Annotated in this window: 22 protein-coding genes; 9 read left to right on the forward strand and 13 right to left on the reverse strand. The window is 65.1% G+C overall.

The features are described 5' to 3' along the window. Positions 1-95: 95 nt before the first annotated feature. The 4 genes from AC3WR3_RS12330 to AC3WR3_RS12345 form a co-directional block, all read right to left on the reverse strand. The gene (locus AC3WR3_RS12330; protein ID WP_319917233.1) at positions 96-1,361 is read right to left on the reverse strand and encodes a DUF1479 domain-containing protein; all 1,266 of its coding nucleotides are present in this window, start codon (positions 1,359-1,361) and stop codon (positions 96-98) included. Positions 1,362-1,577: 216 nt separating this feature from the next. Then, positions 1,578-2,300 (reverse strand): GNAT family N-acetyltransferase, encoded by a 723-nt coding sequence (locus AC3WR3_RS12335; RefSeq protein ID WP_492291988.1) that lies wholly within the window; start codon positions 2,298-2,300, stop codon positions 1,578-1,580. Continuing rightward, positions 2,290-2,739: a rhodanese-like domain-containing protein gene (locus tag AC3WR3_RS12340; protein ID WP_492291989.1), complete on the reverse strand. Its 450-nt coding sequence runs from the start codon at positions 2,737-2,739 to the stop codon at positions 2,290-2,292. Before AC3WR3_RS12340 ends, AC3WR3_RS12335 begins: the two co-directional genes overlap by 11 nt. 17 nt (positions 2,740-2,756) lie before the next feature. Beyond that, on the reverse strand, positions 2,757-3,224 hold the full coding sequence (locus AC3WR3_RS12345) for an OsmC family protein (protein WP_492291990.1): 468 nt from the start codon (positions 3,222-3,224) through the stop codon (positions 2,757-2,759). A 276-nt stretch (positions 3,225-3,500) separates the two neighbouring features. Here AC3WR3_RS12345 and pdxR point away from each other — a divergent pair, with 276 nt between their 5' ends. Then, positions 3,501-4,928 carry a MocR-like pyridoxine biosynthesis transcription factor PdxR gene (gene pdxR / locus AC3WR3_RS12350; RefSeq protein WP_492291991.1) on the forward strand — a complete coding sequence of 476 codons (1,428 nt, stop codon included), beginning with the start codon at positions 3,501-3,503 and terminating at the stop codon, positions 4,926-4,928. 429 nt (positions 4,929-5,357) lie between these two features. After that, positions 5,358-6,269, forward strand: a complete 912-nt coding sequence (locus AC3WR3_RS12355; RefSeq protein WP_492291992.1) for a hypothetical protein — start codon at positions 5,358-5,360, stop codon at positions 6,267-6,269. Positions 6,270-6,434: 165 nt separating this feature from the next. On the opposite strand, the gene AC3WR3_RS12360 is transcribed toward AC3WR3_RS12355, so the two are convergent. Continuing rightward, complete coding sequence (locus tag AC3WR3_RS12360; protein WP_043128480.1) at positions 6,435-7,319, reverse strand: LysR family transcriptional regulator; 885 nt, start codon at positions 7,317-7,319, stop codon at positions 6,435-6,437. Positions 7,320-7,444: 125 nt separating this feature from the next. On the opposite strand from AC3WR3_RS12360, the gene AC3WR3_RS12365 reads away from it, so the two are divergent. Together AC3WR3_RS12365 and AC3WR3_RS12370 are read left to right on the forward strand one after the other, a co-directional pair. After that, a complete protein-coding gene (locus AC3WR3_RS12365; protein ID WP_042648380.1) occupies positions 7,445-7,846 on the forward strand; it encodes a CidA/LrgA family protein in 402 nt (133 codons plus the stop codon). Beyond that, positions 7,839-8,528, forward strand: a complete 690-nt coding sequence (locus AC3WR3_RS12370) for an LrgB family protein (protein WP_479759054.1) — start codon at positions 7,839-7,841, stop codon at positions 8,526-8,528. The genes AC3WR3_RS12365 and AC3WR3_RS12370 overlap by 8 nt, the downstream gene beginning before the upstream one ends. Positions 8,529-8,591: 63 nt before the next feature. Here the strand turns inward: AC3WR3_RS12370 and AC3WR3_RS12375 are convergent, their stop codons facing one another. Continuing rightward, the gene (locus AC3WR3_RS12375; RefSeq protein ID WP_247625496.1) at positions 8,592-11,060 is read right to left on the reverse strand and encodes a bifunctional aspartate kinase/homoserine dehydrogenase II; all 2,469 of its coding nucleotides are present in this window, start codon (positions 11,058-11,060) and stop codon (positions 8,592-8,594) included. Further along, entirely contained in the window at positions 11,060-12,238 is a 1,179-nt protein-coding gene (gene metB / locus AC3WR3_RS12380) for a cystathionine gamma-synthase (RefSeq protein ID WP_492291993.1), read from the reverse strand. The genes AC3WR3_RS12375 and metB overlap by 1 nt, the downstream gene beginning before the upstream one ends. A 223-nt stretch (positions 12,239-12,461) precedes the next feature. On the opposite strand from metB, the gene metJ reads away from it, so the two are divergent. The 3 genes from metJ (at position 12,462) to AC3WR3_RS12395 (ending at position 13,990) form a co-directional block, all read left to right on the forward strand. Then, the gene (metJ, locus tag AC3WR3_RS12385; RefSeq protein WP_005327165.1) at positions 12,462-12,785 is read left to right on the forward strand and encodes a met regulon transcriptional regulator MetJ; all 324 of its coding nucleotides are present in this window, start codon (positions 12,462-12,464) and stop codon (positions 12,783-12,785) included. A gap of 35 nt (positions 12,786-12,820) precedes the next feature. Next, entirely contained in the window at positions 12,821-13,567 is a 747-nt protein-coding gene (locus AC3WR3_RS12390; protein WP_429161161.1) for a helix-turn-helix domain-containing protein, read from the forward strand. 84 nt (positions 13,568-13,651) lie between these two features. Next, complete coding sequence (locus tag AC3WR3_RS12395) at positions 13,652-13,990, forward strand: tRNA-binding protein (RefSeq protein WP_005327160.1); 339 nt, start codon at positions 13,652-13,654, stop codon at positions 13,988-13,990. A gap of 72 nt (positions 13,991-14,062) precedes the next feature. Here AC3WR3_RS12395 and AC3WR3_RS12400 read toward each other — a convergent pair whose 3' ends face one another. From AC3WR3_RS12400 to nudE, 3 genes are all read right to left on the reverse strand, one after another. Beyond that, a complete protein-coding gene (locus AC3WR3_RS12400) occupies positions 14,063-15,328 on the reverse strand; it encodes an aromatic amino acid transport family protein (RefSeq protein ID WP_319917243.1) in 1,266 nt (421 codons plus the stop codon). Between the two features lie 412 nt (positions 15,329-15,740). After that, positions 15,741-16,553, reverse strand: coding sequence for a 3'(2'),5'-bisphosphate nucleotidase CysQ (gene cysQ, locus AC3WR3_RS12405; RefSeq protein WP_139433953.1), 813 nt, complete (start codon positions 16,551-16,553; stop codon positions 15,741-15,743). Between the two features lie 41 nt (positions 16,554-16,594). Beyond that, on the reverse strand, positions 16,595-17,203 hold the full coding sequence (gene nudE / locus AC3WR3_RS12410) for an ADP compounds hydrolase NudE (RefSeq protein ID WP_005327154.1): 609 nt from the start codon (positions 17,201-17,203) through the stop codon (positions 16,595-16,597). A 146-nt stretch (positions 17,204-17,349) separates the two neighbouring features. Between nudE and yrfG the strand changes: the two genes are divergently transcribed. Beyond that, positions 17,350-18,018: a GMP/IMP nucleotidase gene (gene yrfG / locus AC3WR3_RS12415; RefSeq protein ID WP_492291994.1), complete on the forward strand. Its 669-nt coding sequence runs from the start codon at positions 17,350-17,352 to the stop codon at positions 18,016-18,018. Between the two features lie 100 nt (positions 18,019-18,118). Here the strand turns inward: yrfG and tyrS are convergent, their stop codons facing one another. Then, a complete protein-coding gene (gene tyrS, locus AC3WR3_RS12420) occupies positions 18,119-19,387 on the reverse strand; it encodes a tyrosine--tRNA ligase (protein ID WP_492291995.1) in 1,269 nt (422 codons plus the stop codon). A gap of 144 nt (positions 19,388-19,531) precedes the next feature. Here tyrS and AC3WR3_RS12425 point away from each other — a divergent pair, with 144 nt between their 5' ends. Further along, complete coding sequence (locus AC3WR3_RS12425; protein WP_492291996.1) at positions 19,532-20,413, forward strand: helix-turn-helix transcriptional regulator; 882 nt, start codon at positions 19,532-19,534, stop codon at positions 20,411-20,413. Between the two features lie 53 nt (positions 20,414-20,466). Here the strand turns inward: AC3WR3_RS12425 and chbG are convergent, their stop codons facing one another. After that, positions 20,467-21,237, reverse strand: a complete 771-nt coding sequence (gene chbG, locus AC3WR3_RS12430) for a chitin disaccharide deacetylase (RefSeq protein ID WP_492291997.1) — start codon at positions 21,235-21,237, stop codon at positions 20,467-20,469. A gap of 48 nt (positions 21,238-21,285) precedes the next feature. Next, positions 21,286-22,632 (reverse strand): 6-phospho-beta-glucosidase, encoded by a 1,347-nt coding sequence (locus AC3WR3_RS12435; protein ID WP_265435174.1) that lies wholly within the window; start codon positions 22,630-22,632, stop codon positions 21,286-21,288. Positions 22,633-22,681: the final 49 nt, after the last annotated feature.

The following is a 22,681-nucleotide window of genomic DNA, read 5'->3' on the forward strand; positions in this document are numbered from 1 at the left end:
AAGGGCGGCCCGATGGCCGCCCTTGTCGTTTCTCCCTGTCCCGTGACGGGTCGCACCTCAAGGCGCCAACCCGATACAGCTGGCGAAGGAGGCCATCAATCCTCCATCGCCAGCGCCCGTCGGCCATTGCGGTTCAGATCGGCTGGGGTGAAGCGATCACGCCAGTCGGTCTCGTAGTCCTCCCGCGGGAAGTCGCCCGGCGAGGCGCCGAGCTCCAGCGCCGCCCTCACCTTGTGCGCATAGACCCGGTTCTTGTCGCACATGGGCGCCGCCGGAATATACATCACGTTGCCCCAGCCTTGCTGGTCGGTGACCGGGGCCACCGAATGGATGAGATCGCAGTGCCACCAGACGGAATCACCCGCCTCCAGCGCAGGGATCGAGGTCAGGGCCTTGATCAACAAGGGGTGCCACTGCTCGGAGACGGGCAATACCCTGCCCGGCGCGACGCCGCAGAGCTCGTCTTCCGGCACGTCGTCCAGCAGCGGACGCAGCAATATGTACGCCATCGCCTCGGGAATGGGTACCACATGGAGCAAACCCTGCCCCGGGATCATGTCGGAGAGCGCGGTCCACCCCTGGAAGGTGCGGAAGACGGAGCACTTGGTGGTGTTGTCGACCGTATACTCATCCACCTCGGTGCGGTGCGCGGCATCCCAGGGATCATAGCTGTCGAGCCGGCCATCGAAGACCCTGGCGAACACCCGCTGATAGGCCGGCAGCAGCCAGCGCTCCAGCGCCCCCGAGTCGGTATGGGCCCCCAACCCCTTCGAGGTCGTGCCGGGCGGGCGGCGGCGGATCCGGTCCGGATAGATCACGCTGATGTCGGGGTCGAACCACCGCTTGCCATCGCGCTCGAAGGTCCAGAGCCGGTTGAGGAAAGACTGCACCGACGCCATCTGCTCGCTCTGGCGTGCCTGCATCTGTGCCTGTGACCAGTAGATGGGATAGATCTCGGGCCGCGAGGCCTCCAGGGAGCCGAAGAAGCTGTCGCCGGGGCCCTGGTAGATGTCGTCGAAGCGGTTATGGTCCAGGTACGCCAGCATCGACTGATCCCAGGCCAGCGCCTGCTCGCGGGGGAAATGGCCCTTGATGACGGCACAACCCCGCCGCTTGATCAGCTCGCGCACCGACTCCGGCACGCAGCCTGCGGCGACATCGCGATAATCGAGCACCGGCCACACGGGGTCTCCGCTCGCCTTCAGCCGTTCAATCTCGGCAAGGCGCTCTTCGATCCTCTGGCTCAGCCGCCGAAACAGCGCGTTCACATCGCCAAGCCGGGCGCGCAGCGCCCGCTTCATCTCGCGGATAGCCGCCTTGTGATCGGCAGGCAGTGTTTCACAGGTAAAAGTGTCAGCCATGATATCCCTCGCTCTCTTCCCTTTTGCTTTCGTTCGAAAGACTAAAATCTTTAAATGTAAAATACAGTAAGCGGAAGTTAATGCAAGGGGGGAGATGTAAAGAGAAAGGCCCGGGTTGCTTCGGGACCTGAAGGTGGCCCGCGTGCAGAGAAGGGAGATGGCTGGGGAGATGACAAGGGCGGCTCGATGCCGCCCTTGTCGCTACCACTCATTCGCCTAGGTGCGGTGCACTTCGGCGGTCAGTTCGGAGAGTCGCAACCGTTGGCGCCCCTGCTCGTCGAAGTTATCCTCCGCCAGCCAGCGCTCGAAACAGCCCTTCAGGGCAGGCCACTCGCCGTCTATCACCGAGAACCAGGCGGTATCCCGACTGTGCCCCTTGTCCACCCGGGCCTGGCGGAAGGTCCCCTCATAGCAAAAGCCGAGGCGCAGCGCCGCCTGCCAGGAGGGGCGGTTCAGGGCATTGCACTTCCACTCGTAGCGGCGATACCCCAGGGCGAAGGCATTGGCCATCATCAGCGCCATGGCCGCCGTCGCCAGCCGCGACTGCTGCAGGGCCGGCGAGAAGTGCAGCCAGCCCACCTCCACGCTGCCCGCGGCGGGGTCGATGCGCAGATAGCTGGCGAGCCCCAGCGCCCGGCCGCTCCCCGCATCGACAATGGCATAGAACTGGGGATCGACCTTGGCGGCGACGCCTCGCAGCCAGGCCAGCATGGCCGCCTCATCCTCGAAGGGGCCGCTGGTGAGATAGGTCCACATGGCCCCGCTGTCGGCACTGAAGGCCTGCCACAGGCTGCCGCCGTGGCGCTCGGGATCGAGCGGTTCCAGGCGACAGCCCCAGCCGCTCAGCACGCGGTGAGGGGGAAACTCGGCACCCCGCCAGTCTGGCAGCGCACTCCCCAGGGGCTGGCCATGGCCGTTGAAGAGGGGTTCAGCAGGCACAGGCGATCCCCCCTTCCAGCAGCACCCCAGGTTCGCTGCCGGTGGCGACGGCGAAGCCGTCCTGACGCCACCAGTGCAGGCCGCCGATCAGCTCCTTGACCCTGAAGCCGAGCGCCGCCAGCTTGTACGCTCCCTGGGTCGAGCCGTTGCAGCCGATGCCATCGCAGTAACAGACATAGACCCTGTCCCGCGACAGCCCCTGGGTGGTCGCCGGGCTCATGGTGCGATGGGGGAAGGAGATGGCGCCCGGGATATGGCCCTCGGCGTAGTACGCGGGGGAGCGGGTGTCGATGACCACTATGCCGCCCCCTTCACCCGCCTCCCCGGCCAGCAGATCGGCGGCGAGATCCGCCGGATCGGTGCGAAACTTCAACTGGGCCTCGAAGAAGGCGCTGGCCTCCAGCGGGCTCGCAACCCCGGTACTCAATACATGACTCATCCTGAGCCTCCTTGTGATTACAGTGCTATCTCTGTGGTGACGACTGTGTTGACCGAGTTGGCGATAAAGCACTCCTCGTGGGCCTGGTGGTGCAGCCGCTCCAGCGCGGCGAGATCCGGCCGGCGTTCGCCACCAAACACCACCCTGGGGCGTAGGGTGACGCGGGTGATGGACTGGCGGCCACGCTCGTTCGGCTCCATGACGCCGACGGCCTCATCCCGGTAGCTCTCCACCAGATAACCCGCCCTGGCGACCAGCCAGAGGAAGGTCAGCATGTGACAGCTGGAGAGGGATGCGACGAAGGCCTCCTCGGGATCCACGTGCTCGGCCACCGAGTAAGGCAAGGGCACCACATGGGGGGAGGAGGAGGCGGGCACCCTGACCCCGCCGTCAAACGCCCACTCATGGGCCCGGCTGTAGCGCTGATCGACAAAGGACTCGCTGGCCCCTCGCTGCCAGCTGATGGTGGCACTGTATTCCGACATGCAGACTCCTTCTGTAGCCAATGTGTGTTGCCAATGGGGTTGCTTCACTTCCTTGTCCACCAATGTAGCGACAAAATGGCCTTGCCACGCCGACCAATTTTGCCAATATGGGCAGACCAATTTATCCGCAACGGAAAGTGCCATGACAGTCCTGCCGACCCTCTTTGCCGACCAGCAACAAAACGATCTTCCCCTGCACGAACAGCTGGTGCGCACCCTGCGGGAGGCTATATCCGGATGGGGGGGCCATCTGCCCCGGCACCGCGGAGGCCAATCATGACAGTCCTGCCAACCCTCTTTGCCGACCAGCAGCAAAACGATCTTCCCCTGCACGAACAGCTGGTGCGCACCCTGCGGGAAGCAATACTGGCGGGCCATCTGCCGCTGCACGGCAGGCTGCCGGCCAGCCGCATGCTGGCCCGGGATCTCGGCGTCTCCCGCAGCACTGTGGAGCTGGCCTATGGCCGGCTGGAGGCGGAGGGGTATCTGGTGCGCAAGGTGGGGGCCGGCAGCTTCGTCGCCCTGGCGACGGTGCGCCCCGCTCCGCGCCCGCCCCAGTCGGCGGCGGGGCTCTCCCGCCGTGGTCAGGAGCTGGCGCAAGGGGGGGCCTGCCACGAGGTGCCCGAGGTGGGCAACTCCTTTGCCTCCAGCCAGCCGGATCCCCGCCTCTTTCCCCAGGCACTCTGGGGTCGCCTGATGCAGCAGCAGTGGCGCCGGGGGGCCAGCGACTGGATGAATTACGGGGATCCGCAAGGGCTTGGGGAGCTGCGCACCGCCATCAGCAGCTACCTGGTGCAGTCGCGGGGCGTGGTGTGCGAGCCGGAGCAGATCCTGATCCTCACCAGCTCCCAGCAGGGCATATTGCTGGCGACCCAGCTGCTCATCGATGCCGGTGACACCGTCTGGGTGGAGGATCCGGGTTATCCTGGGGCCCGCACCGCCATGGAGAGCGCCGGCGCCCGCATCCACCCGGTGCCGGTGGACGCCGAGGGGCTCAACCCTGCCGGTGAACATCCCAGCCCCAGGCTCATCTACTGCACCCCGGCCCACCAGTACCCCCTGGGCGTGCCCATGAGCCTGCCGCGCCGCATGGCGCTGCTGGCGGAGGCCGAGCGGCGCGGGGCCTGGATCCTGGAGGACGACTACGACGGGGAGTACCAGTACGATCAGCGGCCGCTCCCCGCCCTGCAGGGGCTGGATGGCCAGGGGCGCGTCCTCTATGTGGGCACCTTCAGCAAGGTGCTGTTTGGTTCCTTGCGCCTCGCCTACCTGGTCTTGCCACGCCCCCTGATGGAGGCCTTCAGCCGGGCCCGCGCCGCCGTCGACGGCCACAGCAACCAGCTGCAGCAGGCGGTCACCGCAGACTTCATCCGCGCCGGCCACTTCGCCACCCACCTGCGCCAGAGCCGCCTCGTCTACCAGAGCCGGCGGGATCTGCTGCTGGCCGAGCTGGCCGAACACTGCCCCAGGCTCATCCCCATCCACAGCGGCGCCGGGCTGCAGTGCGCCGTGCTGCTCCCCGCCGGGGGCGAGGCCCGCTGGACAGAGGCGGCCAACGCCCGGGGGCTGGGGCTGCGCCCCCTGCACCAGTATCACCTCGCCCCTCCCACCCGGGAGGGCTGGCTGCTCGGCTTCGGCTGCCTCGACAACCAGACCCTGCGCCGGCTGTGTCGCCAGCTGGGCGCCCTGATGGAAACCGTCTGAGACGAGCCACACAAGTCAGAGGTGTTGGGGGGACAATCGTACTGTGTCGCCAATCGGGCTTACTGATGGAGCCGCTTGGGATAAGCCCGGAAACCCGAGGCGTCCGGGCCCCAAAGCCGTCTGGGACCAGACCCAGAGGTCAGAGGAGCCGGGGGGCAATCGCACTGTGTCGCCAATGGGGTTTGCTGATGGAGCCGCTTGGGATAAGCCCGGAGGCCCGAGGCGTCCGGGCCCCAAAGCCGTCTGGGGCCAGGCCCAAAGGTCAGAGGAGCCGGGGGGACAATCGCACTGTGTCGCCAATCGGGTTTGCTTATGAAAGCCGTCTGGGGCCAGGCCCAGAGGTCAGAGGAGCCGGGGGCCAATAGGGCTGTGTCGCCGGTGGGGCAGCGAACTATAATGGGCACAATCCCGTTGTAGAACCCGGCCAAGATGTATCGACTCCTGCTCCTGCTATTCACGCTCTCCCTCTCCTCCTCCCCGATGGCGGCCACCCGATTTACCCTGCTCAGCCCGGAAAACGAACAGGATGCCCGCATGGACTACTACCGGGAGGCGATGCGGCTGGCGCTGGAGAAGACCCGCCAGCAATACGGCGACTACGAACTGCGTGACTCCCTCAAGATGAACAAGGCGCGGATGCGGCTCGAGGTGCAAAAACCGGGCAAGAGTGCCCTCTTCATCGTCGACAGCTGGCCCCAGAAGACGCCTCACCCCGAGGTCAGCCTGCTCCCCTTCCCCATCGATCTCGGCATTCTCGGTTACCGGGTCTGCTTCGTCGCGGCTGACCGCGCCAAGGATCTGGCCGGGGTCCGTACCCTGGCCCAGCTGCAGGCGTTCAGTCAGGGGACAGGCAAGGAGTGGCAGGATGCCGACATCCTGCGCCACAACGGCTTCCAGGTGCAGGAGGTGGACAACTACGAGTCGCTGTTTCGCATGGTGGCCCGTGGCCGGGTCGATCTCTTCTGTCGCGGCGCCAACGAGATACTGGCGGAGTGGGAGACCCACCACCCCAGGCTGCCGACCCTCGCCGTCGATCGCCATGTGGCCCTCTTCTACCCGCTGATCCACGCCTTCTACAGCCATGCCACCTACGACAAGGAGCGCGAGCGCATCCAGCTCGGCCTGCGGCTGGCCTGGCAGGACGGTTCACTCAAACGGCTCTGGCGCCAGCACTTCCAACCCTCCCTGGCGTTCACCCAGCTGGCCGCGCGCCAGCTGTTCAGGCTGAGCAACCCCCAGCTGCCCGGCGAGGGGAGCGACTACAGGTCCTATCTCTATGATCCAGCCCGGGATGCCTTCGGTGTGCCTCCCCACGACAAGGGGGACAAGATCGGCAAGTAGCGCCTAGCACCGTGCCCCCTGCTCGCGACACAGGGGGACAAGGTCGGCAAGTAGCGCCTAGCCCCGTGCCCCCTGCTCGCGACACAGGGGGACAAGGTCGGCAAGTAGCACCTAGCCCCGCGCCCCCTGCTCGCGACACAGGGGGACAAGGTCGGCAAGTAGCGTCTAGCCCCGCGCCCCCTGCTCGCGACACAGGGCGAGCCAGGCCTCGGCGGTGCGGGAGAGGTAGCGTTTCGCGGGCCAGATCACCCCGAGCCGCCAGCTCAGCTCCGGCAACAAGGGCCTCAGCACCAGGCCGTCCGGGGTCAGCCGCCGGCAGATGGGCTCGGGCAGGAAGGCGACCCCCATGCCGCTGCGCACCATGGCGGTGAGAAAATCCCACTGACTGCTGCGCGCCGCCACCTGGGGCACGAAGCCCGCCTGCTGACAGGCCTGCTCCAGCCGCTCGCTCAGGGTGAAGGCCTGGGTGTAGAGCAGGAAGGGCTCCTCCTGCAGATCCGCCAGCCGGATCTCGCTCTCCCCGCGCCAGCGGGGCAGGTCCGGCAGCACCACCTGAATGGGATAGCAGTCCAGCTCCAGGGCGCTCAGTACCCCCTCTTCCCTGGTCGGCAACATGGTGATGGCGAGATCCAGCTCCCCCTCCAGCACCGCCTGCTCGATGCGGCGCCCGCCGTACTCGACGATGGAGAGCTCCACCTTGGGGTAGCGGCTGCGGTAGGCGCGGATGAGATCCGCATAGACGTGGCCCACCATGGGGGGGATGCCCAGCGCCAGGCGCCCGTGCTGCAGGCTCTGCAGATCCGCAAGCTCCGCCTCCAGCTGCTGCATCTGGGCCAGGATCAGCTGGCCGCGGGCAAACAGCACCTGGCCGCTGTCGGTCAGGGTGAAGCTGTGCCCCTCCCGATTGAGCAGGGGCTGGCCCAGCTCCTCCTCCATGCTGCGGATCATCTTGCTGATGGTGGGCTGGGTGACGAACAGCTTCTCGGAGGCGCGGGTGAAGCTCTTCTCCCGCACCAGTTCGACAAAGTAACGCAGGGCTCGGATATCCATGGGACGCTCGTCTGGGGTTATCGCCAAATAATGCCAATTTGGCATATTTCTCATAATTTAAATTCATTTTTTGCAGGTTTGGCCCCCGCTTATACTGTGACCAGGTTCACAGAAAGACGCCCATCATGAAAGCCTTCTGCCTTCGCTGGTTGCAAACCCCCTTCCAAATCGCCCTGCTGGCGGCCATCTGGCTGCTGGCCGACACCGCGGTACGCACCTTCCACCTGCCCCTGCCCGCCAACCTCACCGGCATGCTGTTGCTGCTGGTCTGCATCCTGCTCGGGGTGGTCAAGGCCCAGTGGTTCAGCGCCGGGGCCCGCTGGCTGCTGGCGGAGATGCTGCTGTTCTTCGTGCCCGCCGTGGTGGCCGTGGTCAACTATCAGGATCTGCTGCTGCAGGAGGGGTGGCGCATCATGGTGGTGCTGGTGACAAGCACTGTGCTGGTGCTCGGCACCACGGCCCTGGTGGTGGACAGGGTCTATCGCCTGGAGCTGAAGCTGGCCCGCCGGAGTCGCCGCCATGTCTGACACCCTGCTCGGCCTGCTCTGCTTCGCCCTCACCCTGCTGTTCTACTACGCCAGCAAGTGGCTCTATGGCAAGAAACGCATCCTGCCCCTGATGCCACTGCTGCTGGCCCCCGCCCTGCTGGTGGCCATGGTGGTGCTGTTCCACATCCCCTATCAGGACTACATGGCCGAATCCCACTGGCTGCTCTGGCTGCTGGGCCCGGCCACCGTCGCCTTCGCGGTGCCCGTCTACGAGAACCGCGCGCTGATGCGCCGCCACTGGCTCTCCCTGTCGGTGGGGGTGATCGCCTCTGTGGTGATGGCGGTGGGCAGCACAGTGCTGCTGGCCCGCTGGCTCAACCTCTCCGAGCTGTTGCAGCGCAGCATGGCCATGCGATCCATCACCACCCCCTTCGCGGTGGAGGCAACCCGCTCGGTCGGTGGCAACGCCGATCTCACCGCCCTGTTCGTGGTACTGACCGGGGTGATCGGCATGGCGGTGGGGGAGAGCGTGCTGACGGTGCTCGCCATCCGCAGCCGCCTTGGCAAGGGGGCGGGTTTCGGCGCCTCCGCCCATGGCGCAGGCACCGCCAGGGCGTACCAGATGGGCAACGAGGAGGGGGTGGTCTCCAGCATGGTGATGATGATAGCCGGCATGGCGACTGTGCTGCTCGCCCCCCTGTTGGGCAGGCTGTTCTGGTAAGGCATTGCGACCACCAACGAGAAGAGGCGCCCTTGGGCGCCTCTTCTTCATTGCTCTCAACCATTACAGGCTGGCACAGATCTGCCACAAGTCGTACTGAATGGCGGCGGCCGTCACCTCGCGCCCCGCCCCAGGCCCCTGAATGACCAGCGGATTGGTGCGATAGCTGTCGCTCTCGATGGCAAACACGTTGTCGCAGGGCAGGAGGTTGGCGAACGGATGGTGGGGCTCCAGGGTCTCCAGCCCGACCCGCGCCTTGCCGTCGTGCTCGAAACGGGCGACGTAGCGCAGCACCTTGCCGACCCGGCGTGCCCCCTCGAACGCGGTCTGGATGGGATCATCCAGCTCCTTGAGCCTGTCCATGAACTGATCCGTGCTCACCTTGCGCAGGGAGACGGGCACCAGGTTCTCCAGCTCGATGTCGGCGGAGTCGAGCTCGAAGCCCGCCTCTCGCGCCAGGATGAGCAGCTTGCGGCGCACGTCCTGACCGGAGAGATCCTCCCGGGGATCCGGCTCGGTCAGACCGTGCTGCCAGGCCTCGTCCACCAGCTCGGAGAAGGGGCGGCTGCCGTCATACTGCTGGAACAGCCAGGAGAGGGTGCCGGAGAAGATGCCGGAGACTCCCTGGATGCGATCCCCGCTCTGGCGCAGCATCTGGATGCTGGACTGGATGGGCAGCCCGGCCCCCACGGTGGCGTTGTAGCGCCACTGCACCTGGTGATCGCGGCAGCTCTGCTTTATGCGCTGGTAGAACTCGCTGTCGGCGGCGCCGGCAAACTTGTTGGCCGCTATGATGTGGCAGCCGAGCTGGGCGAAGTCCGGGTAGTAGCGGCTCACCGTCTCGCTGGCGGTCATGTCCAGCGCAATCAGGGAGTCAAAACCGTGCTGCTCCAGCTGGGAGAGCAGCTCCGGCCAGATAAGCGGTCTGGGGTTGAAGTTGTCGCGCACCTTGAGGGGATCCAGCCCCTCTTCATCCAGCAGGCCGCCCTTGGAGTCGAACACCCCGTAGAGGGTGAGCGCCAGATTGAGCTCGTGCTCGAGCCGCGCCTTCTCCCGGGCGTAGAGCGCCAGCCAGTGACCCCCTATGTTGCCCTTGCCGAACACCACCAGACCGACCCGGGTCGGGCGGCTGAACAGGGCGCTGTGCAGGGCGATGAGCAAGGGCTCCAGCACCACCTGGCGCAGCACGGCCACCAGGCTCAGGCCATCTCGGGCCACCTGGACGAACTCCAGGGGCTGATCCGCCAGCAGCTGGTAGAAGCGGTGACACTGCTCGGCGTTGTCGGTCACCCCTGCCCCCACCAGGGCCACCAGGCTGAACCCCTCCTTCTGGATGAGGCCGGTGAAGCTGCCCTGCAGCTGGAAGTCCCGCAGCACCTCGAAGGCCCCTTGCGCCACCTCCAGGGTGTAGGCCAGGCGCAGCACTCGCCGATCCGGCTGGCGCTGCAGGGTGAGCGGGTGGAGGCGATGGCGGGCCAGATGGGCCTCGATAGCCGCCACCGTCTGCTCATAACCTGTCTGGGGCAGCACCTTGAGCTCGATGAGGGCTATCTGATCCACCGAGGAGACGATGCGCGCCCCGCCGGAGCGCGGCGCCCGGCGCAGGATATGGGTGCAGCCCTCGTCCGGGTTGTAGCTGCAGCGCAGGGTGAGGCGCTGGCGGCTGTCGGCCACCGGCTGCAGGGTGCGGGAATGGAGCACGGAGGAGCCGAGGCGGGCCAGCTCGTTGGCCTCCGCCAGGCTCAGGCGCTCCAGCAGGCGCGCCTCCTTCACCCGGCGCGGATCGGCGCTGTAGACACCGGCCACGTCACTCCAGATGGTGGTGGACTCCCCGTCCGCCAGGGCGGCCAGCAGGCTGGCGCTGTAGTCGGAGCCGTTGCGACCGAGCAGCAGGGAGCGCCCCTCCATGTCGGCGGCGATGAAGCCGGTCACCACTATGCGGCCGGGATGCTCCGCCAGGCGGGCCTTGAGCAGCTCGCTGGAGATGGCGGTATTGACCTTGACCAGGGCGCCATCCTCGGCGCGCAGGAAGCTGCGGGCGTCGAGCCAGATGGCCTTGTCGCCGCGGCTGCTGAGCAGGGCGGCCAGCAGGCGCGCCGACCACACCTCGCCAAAGGCCAGCAGGCCGTTGCGCTCGAAGCGATCAAACTGCCCTTCCAGGGTCTTGGCGATCTGCTGCATGTCGTCGGTCAGCTGCTGGCTCAAGTCGAGCAGCAACTCCCCCTCCAGCAGGCCGTCGATCAGGCTCTGCTGGTAGGCGTGCAGGGCAGTGATGGCTTCCCCTGCGGCCTCGTCACCCGCCTCGGCCAGTTCCACCAGCTGGATCAGCCGGTTGGTGGTCTTGCCGGCGGCGGAGACCACCACCAGCTCCCTGCCCCCGCCCTGCTGCTCGGCCTGTTGTTCGAGAATGCTGGCGACCCGGCGATAGCAGACAGGATCCGCCAGGCTGCTGCCGCCAAACTTGTGCACATGACGCCGCTTCAAGGCTCTCTCTGCCGCCACCGCACTCTCTCCTTGCTGTTGCTGTTCCATTACTTCACCTGCTCTGCCTGTTGTGCCAACTGCGCCTGTTCAAAGCCTTGAGCCAGATCGGCCACCAGGTCTTCACCGTGTTCTATGCCCACCGAGAGGCGCAGCAACTGGGCGCTGATGCCCGCCGCCTGCTGCGCCGCCGGAGTCATGGCCCTGTGGGTCATGCTGGCCGGATGGGCCACCAGACTCTCCACTCCGCCGAGGGATTCCGCCACCGAGAAGAGGCGCAGCGCCGCGAGGAAGGCGCGCAGCCCCGTCTCGGTGCAATCGAGTTCAAAACTTAGCATGGCGCCGAAGCCGGACTGTTGACGGCGCGCAATCTCGTGGCCCGGGTGGCTCGGCAGGCTGGGATGATAGATTTTTTTGACCAGCGGCTGCTGCTGCAGGAAGGCGAGAATGCGATCCGTGTTCTCCTGATGGGCACGCAGGCGCGGCGCCAGGGTGCGCAGGCCGCGCAGGGTGAGGTAGGAGTCGAAGGCGCCGGAGGTGAGCCCCAGACAGTTGGCCCACCACACCAGGGACTCGGCCAGCTGGGCCTCCTTGGCGATCGCGACCCCGCCCACCACGTCGGAGTGGCCGTTGATGTACTTGGTGGTCGAATGCACCACCACGTCGGCACCCAGCGAGAGCGGCTGTTGCAGCAGCGGGGAGAGGAAGGTGTTGTCCACCACCACTTTGGCACCCACCTCATGGGAGGCGGCGGCGATGGCGGCCACGTCCACCACCCGCAGCAGCGGGTTGGAGGGGGTCTCTACCCACACCAGGGCCGGTTGCTGCGCCAGGGCCTCGGCGAGCGCCGCCTCGTCCCCCTGATCGACGAACTGCACCCGGTAGTGGCCCTTGGCCGCCAGGTACTCGAACAGGCGCCAGGTGCCGCCGTAGCAGTCGTGGGGGGCGATCAGCAGATCCCCCGCCTTGAGCAGGGCCGTGGTCACCAGGTGGACGGCCCCCATGCCGGTGCCGGTCACCACGGCGCCGGCGCCCCCTTCCAGGGCCGCCAGGGCGTCCGCTAGGTTGGTTCGGGTCGGGTTGCCCGAGCGGGCATAATCGTATTGACGAGGCTCGCCAAAGTCGGCAAAGGTGTAGTTGCTGGAGAGGTAGATGGGGGGCACCACGGCACCGTGTTGTGTGTCTGTCTCAATCCCGGTGCGTACCGCCAGGGTGGCCTTGTGGGTCATGTCACTCTCCTTGATGTGTTGCCGGAGCCGGTCCGCCTCGTGGGTCGTCCTGCCCCGCTCTCATTTGCGCTGGCCGGAGTGCCGGCCCATGGTGCATCACACTACGCCACCTTAAAAAAGCCGTCAACACTTCTAGACGTCTAAATGGCTTTGCTGTTGGATTGCCATTGAATTCCTTAAGGGTTAAAATCCGCGCTCACGGCCAAACGAGAACAGGTGGAACATGGGTACAGAGTGGAACGGCGACTACGTCAGCCCCTATGCGGAGCACGGCAAGAAGAGCGAACAGGTCAAGAAGATTACCGTCTCGATCCCGCTCAAGGTGCTGAAGGTGTTGACCGATGAGCGCACCCGTCGCCAGGTGAACAACCTGCGTCATGCGACCAACAGCGAGCTGCTCTGTGAGGCCTTCCTGCACGCATTCACCGGTCAGCCGCTGCCCTGTGACGACGATCTGCGCAAGGATCATCCGGACAGCGTCCCCGCCGAGGCCCGCGCCATCATGGAGGCGCTCGGCAAAGAGATCGAAGATTTCGACGCCGAGTAATCCGGTGGCCCATGGCACATAATCCCCCCTCTTCGATGACGCGGCCCGGTGCCGCGTCATCCCTATCCGCCCCCTGCCCGTTCAGCCTGCGCCGCTACCAGAGCGACATCAGCAGCCACAGCCACGACTTCGCCCAGCTGGTGATCCCCCTGGACGGCCCCCTCGAGATCGAGGTGCAGGGCCAGGGTCGTCGCCTCGCCCCTGGCTTTGCCTGCGTCATCGCCCCCGGTCTTCGCCACGACTACGCCGCCGACCCGGCGCTCTCCTTCCTGGTGCAGGAGAGCCACTGGCTGCCCGAGACCCTTGGCGAACGCCCCTTCATCCCCCTGGACGAGCCCCAGCGCCACTACCTCGCCTTCCTCCATCAGATGGTGCGCCAGGGTCGCCATGTGGCCGGCATGGAGCAAGTCTGGCTGGGCCTCCTGGCCCAGGGTCAGGGCATGGGCCCCACCCTGGCCCCCCGCATGACAAGAGTGCAGCGCCACATCGAGGCCCACCTCGCCGAGCCCCTCACCAATGAGCGCCTCGCCGCTGTTGCCTGCCTCGGCCAGAGCCAGTTCAAGCACGCCTTTCGCCAGCAGTTCGGCATGAGCGCCTCCCACTACATCCGCGGGCGGCGCATGGCGCTGGCACGCACCCTGCTGGCTCACAGTGCCCTGCCCATAGGCGAGGTGGCCAGCCGCTGCGGCTATCAGGATCAGGGAGCCTTCGCCGAGCGCTTCCTGGCCGAGACGGGCCTCACCCCCTCCCGCTGGCGCCAGCAAAACGGCCCGCAGCCATAACAGTCCGGCTCCTTGCCGAAGACAGGGGCTGCCGTTTCGAGGCATGCTGGGGTCAATGCAAGGTGTGTGAAAGGAGGAGCCAAGATGCAGACCATAAGCTGGCAGCAGTTCGAGATGGTGGAGCTGAGAGTGGGCACCCTGGTGCGGGTCGAGCCCTTCCCCGAGGCACGCAAGCCCGCCTACAAGGTGTGGGCGGATTTCGGCCCCGAGCTCGGGGTGCGCAAGAGCAGCGCCCAGATAACGGATCTCTATCAGCCGGAGGATCTGGTGGGGCGCCAGATCGTCGCCGTGGTGAACTTCCCGGCCAAGCAGATAGGTCCCATCCAGTCGGAGTTTCTGCTGACCGGCTTCTACCGGGCCGATGGCGCCGTGGTGATGGCCATCCCGGAGCAGGCGGTGGAGAACGGCGCCAAGCTGGGTTGAGGCCCTGTGCCCCATGAATGAGAAGAGGCGACCCCGGGGTCGCCTCTTCTCATTCTGGCCGCTGCGCCGCTGTTACTTCAGCAGGCTGAAGAGCAGGGCCGAGACCGAGAGCGAACCGGTCAGCAGGATGAAGCCGTTCACCCAGCCCTGACGGAAGCGGGCCAGCGCCTCCACCCTGTAGATGGCCACCACCGGCATGATGAAGAGGATCATGGCGATGACGGGGCCGGAGAGGGTCTCCATCAGGCCGAGGATGCCGGGGTTGATGACAGCCGCCCCCCAGATGGCGAAGAACATCAGGGCGATGCCGAGCCGGTCCGCCTTGGCCAGCGACAGGCCGGTGGGCTTGGCGATCAGGCTTTTCAGGCTCTCCCGGGCGCCGAGGAAGTGGCCGAGGAAGGAGGAGCTGATGGCGATGAAGGCGATGAGCGGCCCCAGGGTCACTATCACAGGGTTGTCTGTGATGTTGGCAAGATAGGAGAGCACGGAGACGTTCTGGGCCTTGGCCTCGGCCAGCTGGGCCGGAGAGAGGCTCAGCACGCAGGAGAAGACGAAGAAGAGCACAAAGCCCACCAGCATCACTGTGGTGTTGCGCAGGATCAGGCCGCTCTTGGCTTCGGCCTGCTCGCCATATTCCCGGCGCTGCACGTTGGCAAAGCCGGAGATGGCGGCGGCGTGGCTGAAGGCGAACACTGTGACCGGCAGCGCCAGCCAGACGGTGTTGAGGAAGCTGGCCCCCTCGAACGCGGTCGCCTCCGGCCAGTGCCACTGGGGAATAAGGTAGCAGGAGAGCGCCGCCAGAATGGCCGCCAGCGGATAGACCATGAAGGCAAAGGCCCGCAGCATCGCCTTCTCCCCCGCCATCATCACGGCGATCATGGCGAACACCAGCAGGCCGGAGAGCATCACCCGGTTCGGGGCATCCATGCCGAGCTGGTTGATCATGAAGCTCTCCACCGTGTTGGTCAGCCCGACGCCGTAGATGAGCAGGATAGGGAAGATGGAGAGGAAGTAGAGCGCCGAGATGAGGCGACCGGCCATCTTGCCGAAGTGCTCCTCCGCCACCTCGGTGAAGTCGGCGTGGGGGCGCGAGGAAGAGAGCACGAAGCGCGCCAGCCCGCGGTGGGCCAGGAAGGTCATGGGGCCCGCCAGCACGGCGACGATGACGAGGGGCCAGATGCCCCCCAGACCCAGGTTGATGGGCAGGAACAGTATGCCGGCGCCGACCGCGGTGCCAAACAGGCTGATGACCCAGTGGGTATCGTGACGACGCCAGCCAGTGCGGCTGATGGATGGGGAACCGGATAGCTCCCGGGTGACCTCTGCAGATGAACTCATTGATAAACCACTTATATATAGTATTAAAATCTAAAAATATTGTGCTCCTTTAGCATTTAATTCTCAAAAAACGGCATTGGCAGATCTCACTGGCAAAGTCAGGTTCAGCCAGTGAGATTGGGTGGCATTTCCAGTCCGCCCTGTTCGGTTAAACCTTTAAATAGCGAATAGCACGAAATATAAAACCAAAATATCACCACTGGTCGATTTTTTATTTCGACCAATGCGCGGTTTTCAGAATTACCTGAAAATAGATGCCGGCACTTTGGGTTTGATTGTGATGATCCACTACAGCAATCCATTTAAGTAGCGAATACACCTGAATATACCGCGCCAAGCCAGCGGATCACACCAGGCAATCAGGCGGCCACGGGGCCGCCTGATTGGATGAACTGGCTACATTTCAACCGGCTCAGTGAGTCAGGATCTTGCCCCAGGCGAGATCCGGGTCCCCCATCACGATGAAGTCAGGGTTCTCCAGCGACTCCGTTTCGTTGTAGCTGAGCGGCTGCAACGCCAGGCTGAGGATGCGCCCCCCCGCCGCCTCGACGATGCACTGGGCGGCGGCGGTGTCCCACTCGCCGGTGGGGCCGAGCCGCACGTAGCAGTCTGCCGCCCCTTCCGCCACCAGGCAGGACTTGAGGGAGCTGGAGCCAAGCGGGATCAGCTCGTAGTTGATGGCCGGGTTGAGGCGGCGGGTCAGGTTCTCCAGCTTCTGGCGGCGGCTGATGGCCACCACCAGGGAGTCGGGCTGGTCGTGCTCGTGGTGCATGGCGCTGATGGGGTACACCTCGCCATTCACCTCCTTGAAGGCGCCGTGGCCGCGCACCGCCCAGTAGAGCACGTCGGCCTCGGGGGCATAGATGACCCCGAGCACCGGGACATTGTCCCGCACCAGGGCGATCAGGGTGGCGAAATCACCGCTGCCGGCGATGAACTCGCCGGTGCCGTCGAGGGGGTCCACCAGCCAGTATTGCCGCCAGTTGGCACGCTGGCTGAAGGGCACATCGGCCGCCTCTTCGGTCAGCACGGGCACATGGGGAGTGAGCGCCGACAGCGCCTGCTTGAGGTAGGCATCGGCAGCAAGATCGGCACTGGTGACCGGGGTCGCATCCTCCTTCAGCTGACGCTCGAACTGACCGCCGTGATAGATTTCGTGAAGGATACGCCCCGCTTCGCGGGCTATCTCCTTGACCCCAGGTATCCAGGCCAACAACTCCTGCATCTTGTTATCCTCTGTTTTTATTACCTTTACCCACGCTTGGGCTAGCTTTCCTGCTCCGCCAGCCATTTGCTGGCCAGCAGCAGGGCACTGATGCTGCGCGACTCGGTGAAGTCGGGTCGCGCCAGCAATTCGTCGATGCGATTGAGGGGCCAGGGGATCACCTCGAGGGGCTCGGGCTCGTCGCCCACCCGCTGCTCGGGGTAGAGATCCCGCGCCAGCAGTATGTCCATCCGGCTGGAAAAATAGCCGGGGGCCAGGGAGACCTGCTTGAGGGGAATGAGGTCACGGGCCCCGAAGCCCGCCTCCTCCATCAGCTCCCGGTTGCCCGCCTCGAAGGCATCTTCGCCCGGATCGATCAGCCCCTTGGGGAAGCCCAGCTCGTAGGAGTGAGTGCCCGCCGCGTATTCGCGCACCAGCAGCAGAGTGTGGGCATCGAACAGGGGCACCACCATGACGGCCCCCCGGTTGCCGCCGCGCATCCGCTCGTAGACCCGCTCCTCCCCGTTGCTGAATTTCAGGTGCAGGGATTCCACCTTGAACAGCCGGCTCTCGGCCACCAGCTCGGCCTTGATGATCTCCGGCTTGCGCTTGTCGTGGGCCATGGCCTCGACGCGGACGTGTTCGGGTTTGCACTTGTGGGGGTCACTCATCTGGGCTGACTGCTCGTTAAAAAAGAGTGCTTCAAGAGTAAACGACTCCCCGAGGGAACACCACGGGGCAAGGGCCGGAAAGGTGCCTGAAAAATCCGTTATAATGCCCCCCGTTTTCCCCACCCAGTCCGACACAAAGAGGCCCCATGCCCACCCCACTGCCCTGGCACCAGATAGACACAGTTCTGCTCGACATGGATGGCACCCTGATCGACCTTCATTTTGACAGCCACCTCTGGCAGCAGCTGGTGCCCGAGCGCTACGCTGCGCGCCTCGGCCTGCCGCTGGCCGACGCCAAGGCGCAGATCGATGCCCACTATCAGGCCGTCAGCGGCACCCTCGACTGGTACTGCGTCGACTACTGGAGCCGGACCCTCGGGCTCGACATCCGCGCTCTCAAGCAGGAGATACTGGACAAGATCCAGTGGCGGCCCCACGTCATCCCCTTCCTGGCCGCCCTGCGGGCGGCGGGCAAGCAGCTGGTGCTCTTCACCAATGCCCACCCCGCCAGCCTGTCGGTCAAGGATGCGCACCTCGATCTCGCCAGCCACCTGGATCTCATGGTGAGCACCCATGAGCTCGGCTGGTCGAAGGAGAGCCAGCACTGCTGGCAGGCGCTGGCAGATCGACTGGCATTCGATCCGGCCCGCACCCTGTTCGTCGATGACAGCGAGCGGATCCTGCGCGCCGCCGCCGACTACGGCATCGGTTATCAGCTCGCCATCCAGAACCCGGACAGTCGCCAGCCTGAGCAGCAGATTACCGCCTTCCCGGCGATCCGCGACTACGCCGAGTTATTGCCGCTGGCCGTGTGAATCGGCATTTTGCGCATCAATGGGGAAGCCACAGACCCCATGAGCAAGCGGACAAACAGAAGGGCTGCCTGGCAGCCCTTTCTCCTTGGGATCGGGCGTACTAGTCCACCCACTCCACCAGCCGGTACTGCTTCTTGCCCCGGCGCAGCAGCAGGTAGCGACCAAACAGCCGATCCGCCGCACTGAGCCATTCATCCTGTCTGATGGTGCCGTTGAGGCTGATGGCGCCCGCCCCCAGCAGCTCGCGGGCAACCCGCTTCGAACTCGCCAGACCGCTCTCCACCAGCAGGGTCACCAGATCCGCTTCCTTCTCGATACGGCAGCTCGGCATGCCATCCTGCGCCAACTGGGCGAGATCCCCCTCCCCGAGCCGAGCCACGTCGCCGCAAAACAGCAGCTCGCCGATGCGCCGCGCCGCCGCCAGAGCCCCCTTGCCGTGCACCAGTTCGGTCAGCTCGTCCGCCAGCACCTGCTGGGCCTGCTTGCGCCCCTGCCGACCCGCATCTTCGACTTCCAGCTCCCTGATGGCCGCCAGCGGCATAAAGCTGTAGTAGCGCAGGAAGCGGTAGACATCCTCGTCCGCCGTGCCGAGCCAGAACTGATGGAAGGCGTAGGGCGAGGTGAGCGCCGGATCCAGCCAGATGGCGCCCCCTTCCGTCTTGCCGAACTTGGTGCCATCCGCCTTGGTGATGAGGGGCAGGGTCATGCCATGAACCTGGGCCTGATGCAGTCGCCGGGTGAGATCCATGCCGCTGGTGATGTTGCCCCATTGATCGTTGCCGCCGATCTGCAGGGTGCAGCCGAGACGCTGGTTGAGCACGGCGAAGTCCTGGGATTGCAGCAGGGCGTAGGAGAACTCGGTAAAGGAGATCCCCTGATCCGGGCGAGCCAGCCGCTGGCGCACCGATTCCCGCGCCAGCATGGCGTTGACCGAGAAGTGCTTGCCGATGTCCCGCAGAAAATCGAGGGCGGACATCTGCCCCATCCAGTCGGCGTTGTTGACCAGCACAGGGGCCGCCAGCCCCTCGCTCGCGGGCAGCAGCGCCCGGATCTGGGCGGACAGGCTGGCCACCCAGCCCTGCACGGTTTCGCTGCTGTTGAGGCTGCGCTCGGTCGCCTTGAAGCTGGGATCGCCGATGAGGCCGGTGGCGCCCCCCACCAGGGCCACCGGCCTGTGGCCAGCGAGCTGGAAGCGGCGCAGCATCAAGAGCGGCACCAGATGGCCTATGTGCAGGCTGCCGGCGGTGGGATCGAAGCCGCAGTAGAGGGTTCGCGGCGTGGCGAGATGGTCGGCCAGCGCCGCCGGGTCGGACATCTGGGCCACCAGGCCGCGCTCGGCAAGATCATCAAGTAAATGGGGGTCTATCATGGGGTCTCCAACAGCAGGGGAAAGTCGCCATACTCGCCCCTATGACTGGTGGCGGATATGTCCCCCAGGGGACAGTTTTGCCACTCTCGTGCTAGCATCCCGCCCATATCGGGGTGCTTTCCCCGCCAGCCGGAGCCCGTCGCCATGAGCCAGCCCCTCGCCACAGACTCGCTGACCCAGGGCCTGACCGCCGTCGTCGATGCCCTGCACAGCCCGGCCTTTGCGGCGGCCCTGGTGCGCCTCATCCAGCAGCAGGTGGCGTTCGACTGCGCCCTGCTGCTCGGGGTGGGGCAGCGCCCGGTCTACCTCCACGACAACCTGAGCCACCAGCGGGCCCTGCTGTTTGATCGCTACCTCACCAGCCACTTCAGCCAGGATCCCTTTATGCAGGCGCTCCAGGACGGCCTCCCCGCCGGGGTCTGGACCCTGGCGCAGGTGTCCAAGGGGCGGCTCGATCCCGAATACCGCCACCACTTCTATCAGGCCACCGGCTGGCAGGAGGAGGTGGGGCTGATCCTGCCGGTGCGGGACGGACTGACGCTCATGCTGTTTCTGGGCCGCCTCGACAAGCGCCAGATCCTTCGTCCAAAGGAGCGGGCCAGGCTGGAAGCCTTGTTCCCCCTGGTGCACTCCCTGTGCCGCCAGCAGTGGCGGGAGGCGGTACCACTGCTGGCCCAGAGCGCGGCGACGAGAGCCACGGATGGTGCTGCGACAAGTGCAGCCAAGAGTACGGCAAAGGATAGGGTGCAAGGCGTAGCGGCCAGCCTGGACGGCGCCAGCCTCAAGGCCGCGGTGGAGCAGGCGATGAGCAGCGTGGGCGGAGACAGGCTCACCCGCCGGGAGCGGCAGGTGGCGAGCCTGCTGCTGCAGGGGCTGGACACCGAGGGAATCGCCGCCGAACTCGGCATCGGCAGCGGCACCGTGAAGAATCACCGCAAGCACCTCTACGGCAAGCTGCGGCTCGGCTCCCGGGCCGAGCTGTTCAGCCTCTTTCTCAACCACCTCATCACCACATCGACGAGCTAGCGCCCCACCATAGGCCTGAGCCCATCACAGTACAGCCCTGCCACCTTGGTGATTCAAGATGGCTGCCACCCCTGGTAGCTGGTGAGGCAATAGCCTCTCGCCGCGATCAACTCAGGCAAGGCCGGATCGGTGAGGATGGCCAGCTCGGTGAGCCTGGGTTGGTGATAAGCGCTGCGCTGCACCTCGAGATCGATAAAGGCGGGGTGGCACATGATCTCCAGGGAGCTGACCCCCTGTTCATTGGCGTCATCCAGCAGTTGCAGCAACAGCTCCCGGGTGAGTGACTCACCATAGAAGCGGCTGTCAAAACGCTGGCAACTGAGCTCATGGTTGACGGTCAGGCCGTGACGGCGCACCTCCTCCCGATCGATGCGCATAGGGATGCCCTGCTGGCGGGCAAAGGCTTCCACCAGCGGATAGAGGCTCGGCAGCATATGCACATGGTGATGGCTGTCGATGTGGCTAGGCGAGCGGCCAAACAGGGTGACGAAACGATCGAACTGCTGCCTGAGCTCTTCCATGATTTCCCTTGCGACCAGCAGGCCCTGCTCGCTTTTTTGCCAGATGCTCTTGTCCAACTCCCCCTGGGCATTGACCAGGCAGGATAGAGGAGAGAGCGGCTTGCCCCAAGTGAGCACGAAGTGCAGCCCGATGGGCAAGTCCGGGAAGCGCTTGGCCAGCCAGGCCGCATGCGCTATGGCCGGGGAATTGACCATGGCAGTGGTCGAGCTGACCACCCCATGCTCGAAGGCCTCCACTATGCCGTAGCTCTGGGCAGGGCAGAGACCAAAGTCGTCGGCGTTGATAATCAATCTTTTATGCATCTCTATCTCCTGTATTGCCCCGCCGATGATCAACGGGGCCCGGTGTTATCAGGCGAGATCCGCAATGGCGGCGGCAAACTTGGGCAGGTGCTCGCGGTGTGCCAGCAGCAGCTCCTGGGCAACGGTTTTTGCCTCGTTGTCCGAATGGATCAACGGATTGAGGTTCATGGCCAGCAGCAGGTCATCGAAGGAGCCGCTCAAGGCTGCCTGGGAGGCGGCAATCTCGAAGCTCTTGATGAGGTGAATGAGCCCGTTGACCTTGTCGTCGAAACGGGTGAGGCGCGGGTGAGGAATGGCGCCATCACGACCCACCAGGCAGGTCATCTCGACAGTCCAGTCGGCCGGAATGTTGGTGACATGCCCATGGTGGGGGATGATCACATACTGTTCGCTGCGCTTGTCGTTATGGATGGCGCTGATCACCTCGCAGGCCGCATCCGAGTAGTAGGCGCCGCCGCGCAGCTCCAGCTCCTTGGGCTTCTCGTCGAGTTCTGGGTTCTGGTAGAGCTCAAACAGCGTTTTCTCGACTTGTCGCACCACCTGGGCCCGGGCGCCGCCCTTGTAGAACTCGCCCATCTCGATCCCCAGCATCTCTTTCTCTTTGAAGTAGTAACGCAGGTAGGAGCAGGGCAACAGGCGCAGTCCGCGCATCAGGCTCGCATCGAAGGGCAGATCGAAGATGTTCTTGACCGAGCTGGAACTGGTGAGGCTGCCGTCTATCACCCCCTCGAGCAGTTCATCGAAACGCGATACCCCATTGACCAGCACGTCGCCGATGAACACCAGGTGATTGAGGCCGAAAATGTCGATGGAGAGGACGTCCTCTGCGGTGACCTTGAGGGCGTCGCGCACAAACATCTGCATGCCGACCGGAATGTTGCACACCCCGATGAAGCGGCGGAACTGGGTGTGGCGATGCACGGCTTCGGTCACCATGCCAGCCGGATTGGTGAAGTTGATGAGCCAGGCATCCGGGCAGATCTCTTCCACATCGCGGATGATGTCGAAAATGACGGGGATGGTGCGCAGCCCCTTGAACAGGCCGCCCGCACCATTGGTCTCCTGGCCCAGCAGACCGTGGCTGAGGGGAATGCGCTCGTCTTTTTCCCGGGCTTGCAGCTGGCCGACCCGCAGCTGGGTGGTGACGAAGCTGGCGCCTTGCAGCGCGGCGCGGCGATCCAACGTCTTGTGCAGCGTCATGGGGATGCCGGCTTTCTGGATCATGCGCTGGCAAAGGTCGAAAATGATGTCCAGTTTCTCCTGGCCTTCGGGGACATCGACCAGCCACAGCTCGTCGATGGGCAGCTCGGCGTAGCGTTTGATGAAGCCATCGACCAGCTCCGGGGTATAGCTGCTGCCACCACCTATGGTGACCACTTTAAGCGTCTTGTTCATAAACACCTCTTTCATCATTCTCGAATAGGTTGAATAAGGGGCCGCAGCC

The organism is Aeromonas sp. EU05-FHT14A05, assembly GCF_058791175.1.

What these genes read in the sequence shown, in the direction of transcription:
- AC3WR3_RS12330 (WP_319917233.1), bottom strand. Translation starts at nt 1,361, where the DNA reads ATGGCTGACACTTTTACCTGTGAAACACTGCCTGCCGATCACAAGGCG.
- AC3WR3_RS12340 (WP_492291989.1), bottom strand. Translation starts at nt 2,739, where the DNA reads ATGAGTCATGTATTGAGTACCGGGGTTGCGAGCCCGCTGGAGGCCAGC.
- AC3WR3_RS12345 (WP_492291990.1), bottom strand. Translation starts at nt 3,224, where the DNA reads ATGTCGGAATACAGTGCCACCATCAGCTGGCAGCGAGGGGCCAGCGAG.
- pdxR (WP_492291991.1), top strand. Translation starts at nt 3,501, where the DNA reads ATGACAGTCCTGCCAACCCTCTTTGCCGACCAGCAGCAAAACGATCTT.
- AC3WR3_RS12355 (WP_492291992.1), top strand. Translation starts at nt 5,358, where the DNA reads ATGTATCGACTCCTGCTCCTGCTATTCACGCTCTCCCTCTCCTCCTCC.
- AC3WR3_RS12360 (WP_043128480.1), bottom strand. Translation starts at nt 7,319, where the DNA reads ATGGATATCCGAGCCCTGCGTTACTTTGTCGAACTGGTGCGGGAGAAG.
- AC3WR3_RS12365 (WP_042648380.1), top strand. Translation starts at nt 7,445, where the DNA reads ATGAAAGCCTTCTGCCTTCGCTGGTTGCAAACCCCCTTCCAAATCGCC.
- AC3WR3_RS12370 (WP_479759054.1), top strand. Translation starts at nt 7,839, where the DNA reads ATGTCTGACACCCTGCTCGGCCTGCTCTGCTTCGCCCTCACCCTGCTG.
- AC3WR3_RS12375 (WP_247625496.1), bottom strand. Translation starts at nt 11,060, where the DNA reads ATGGAACAGCAACAGCAAGGAGAGAGTGCGGTGGCGGCAGAGAGAGCC.
- metB (WP_492291993.1), bottom strand. Translation starts at nt 12,238, where the DNA reads ATGACCCACAAGGCCACCCTGGCGGTACGCACCGGGATTGAGACAGAC.
- metJ (WP_005327165.1), top strand. Translation starts at nt 12,462, where the DNA reads ATGGGTACAGAGTGGAACGGCGACTACGTCAGCCCCTATGCGGAGCAC.
- AC3WR3_RS12390 (WP_429161161.1), top strand. Translation starts at nt 12,821, where the DNA reads ATGACGCGGCCCGGTGCCGCGTCATCCCTATCCGCCCCCTGCCCGTTC.
- AC3WR3_RS12395 (WP_005327160.1), top strand. Translation starts at nt 13,652, where the DNA reads ATGCAGACCATAAGCTGGCAGCAGTTCGAGATGGTGGAGCTGAGAGTG.
- AC3WR3_RS12400 (WP_319917243.1), bottom strand. Translation starts at nt 15,328, where the DNA reads ATGAGTTCATCTGCAGAGGTCACCCGGGAGCTATCCGGTTCCCCATCC.
- cysQ (WP_139433953.1), bottom strand. Translation starts at nt 16,553, where the DNA reads ATGCAGGAGTTGTTGGCCTGGATACCTGGGGTCAAGGAGATAGCCCGC.
- nudE (WP_005327154.1), bottom strand. Translation starts at nt 17,203, where the DNA reads ATGAGTGACCCCCACAAGTGCAAACCCGAACACGTCCGCGTCGAGGCC.
- yrfG (WP_492291994.1), top strand. Translation starts at nt 17,350, where the DNA reads ATGCCCACCCCACTGCCCTGGCACCAGATAGACACAGTTCTGCTCGAC.
- tyrS (WP_492291995.1), bottom strand. Translation starts at nt 19,387, where the DNA reads ATGATAGACCCCCATTTACTTGATGATCTTGCCGAGCGCGGCCTGGTG.
- AC3WR3_RS12425 (WP_492291996.1), top strand. Translation starts at nt 19,532, where the DNA reads ATGAGCCAGCCCCTCGCCACAGACTCGCTGACCCAGGGCCTGACCGCC.
- chbG (WP_492291997.1), bottom strand. Translation starts at nt 21,237, where the DNA reads ATGCATAAAAGATTGATTATCAACGCCGACGACTTTGGTCTCTGCCCT.
- AC3WR3_RS12435 (WP_265435174.1), bottom strand. Translation starts at nt 22,632, where the DNA reads ATGAACAAGACGCTTAAAGTGGTCACCATAGGTGGTGGCAGCAGCTAT.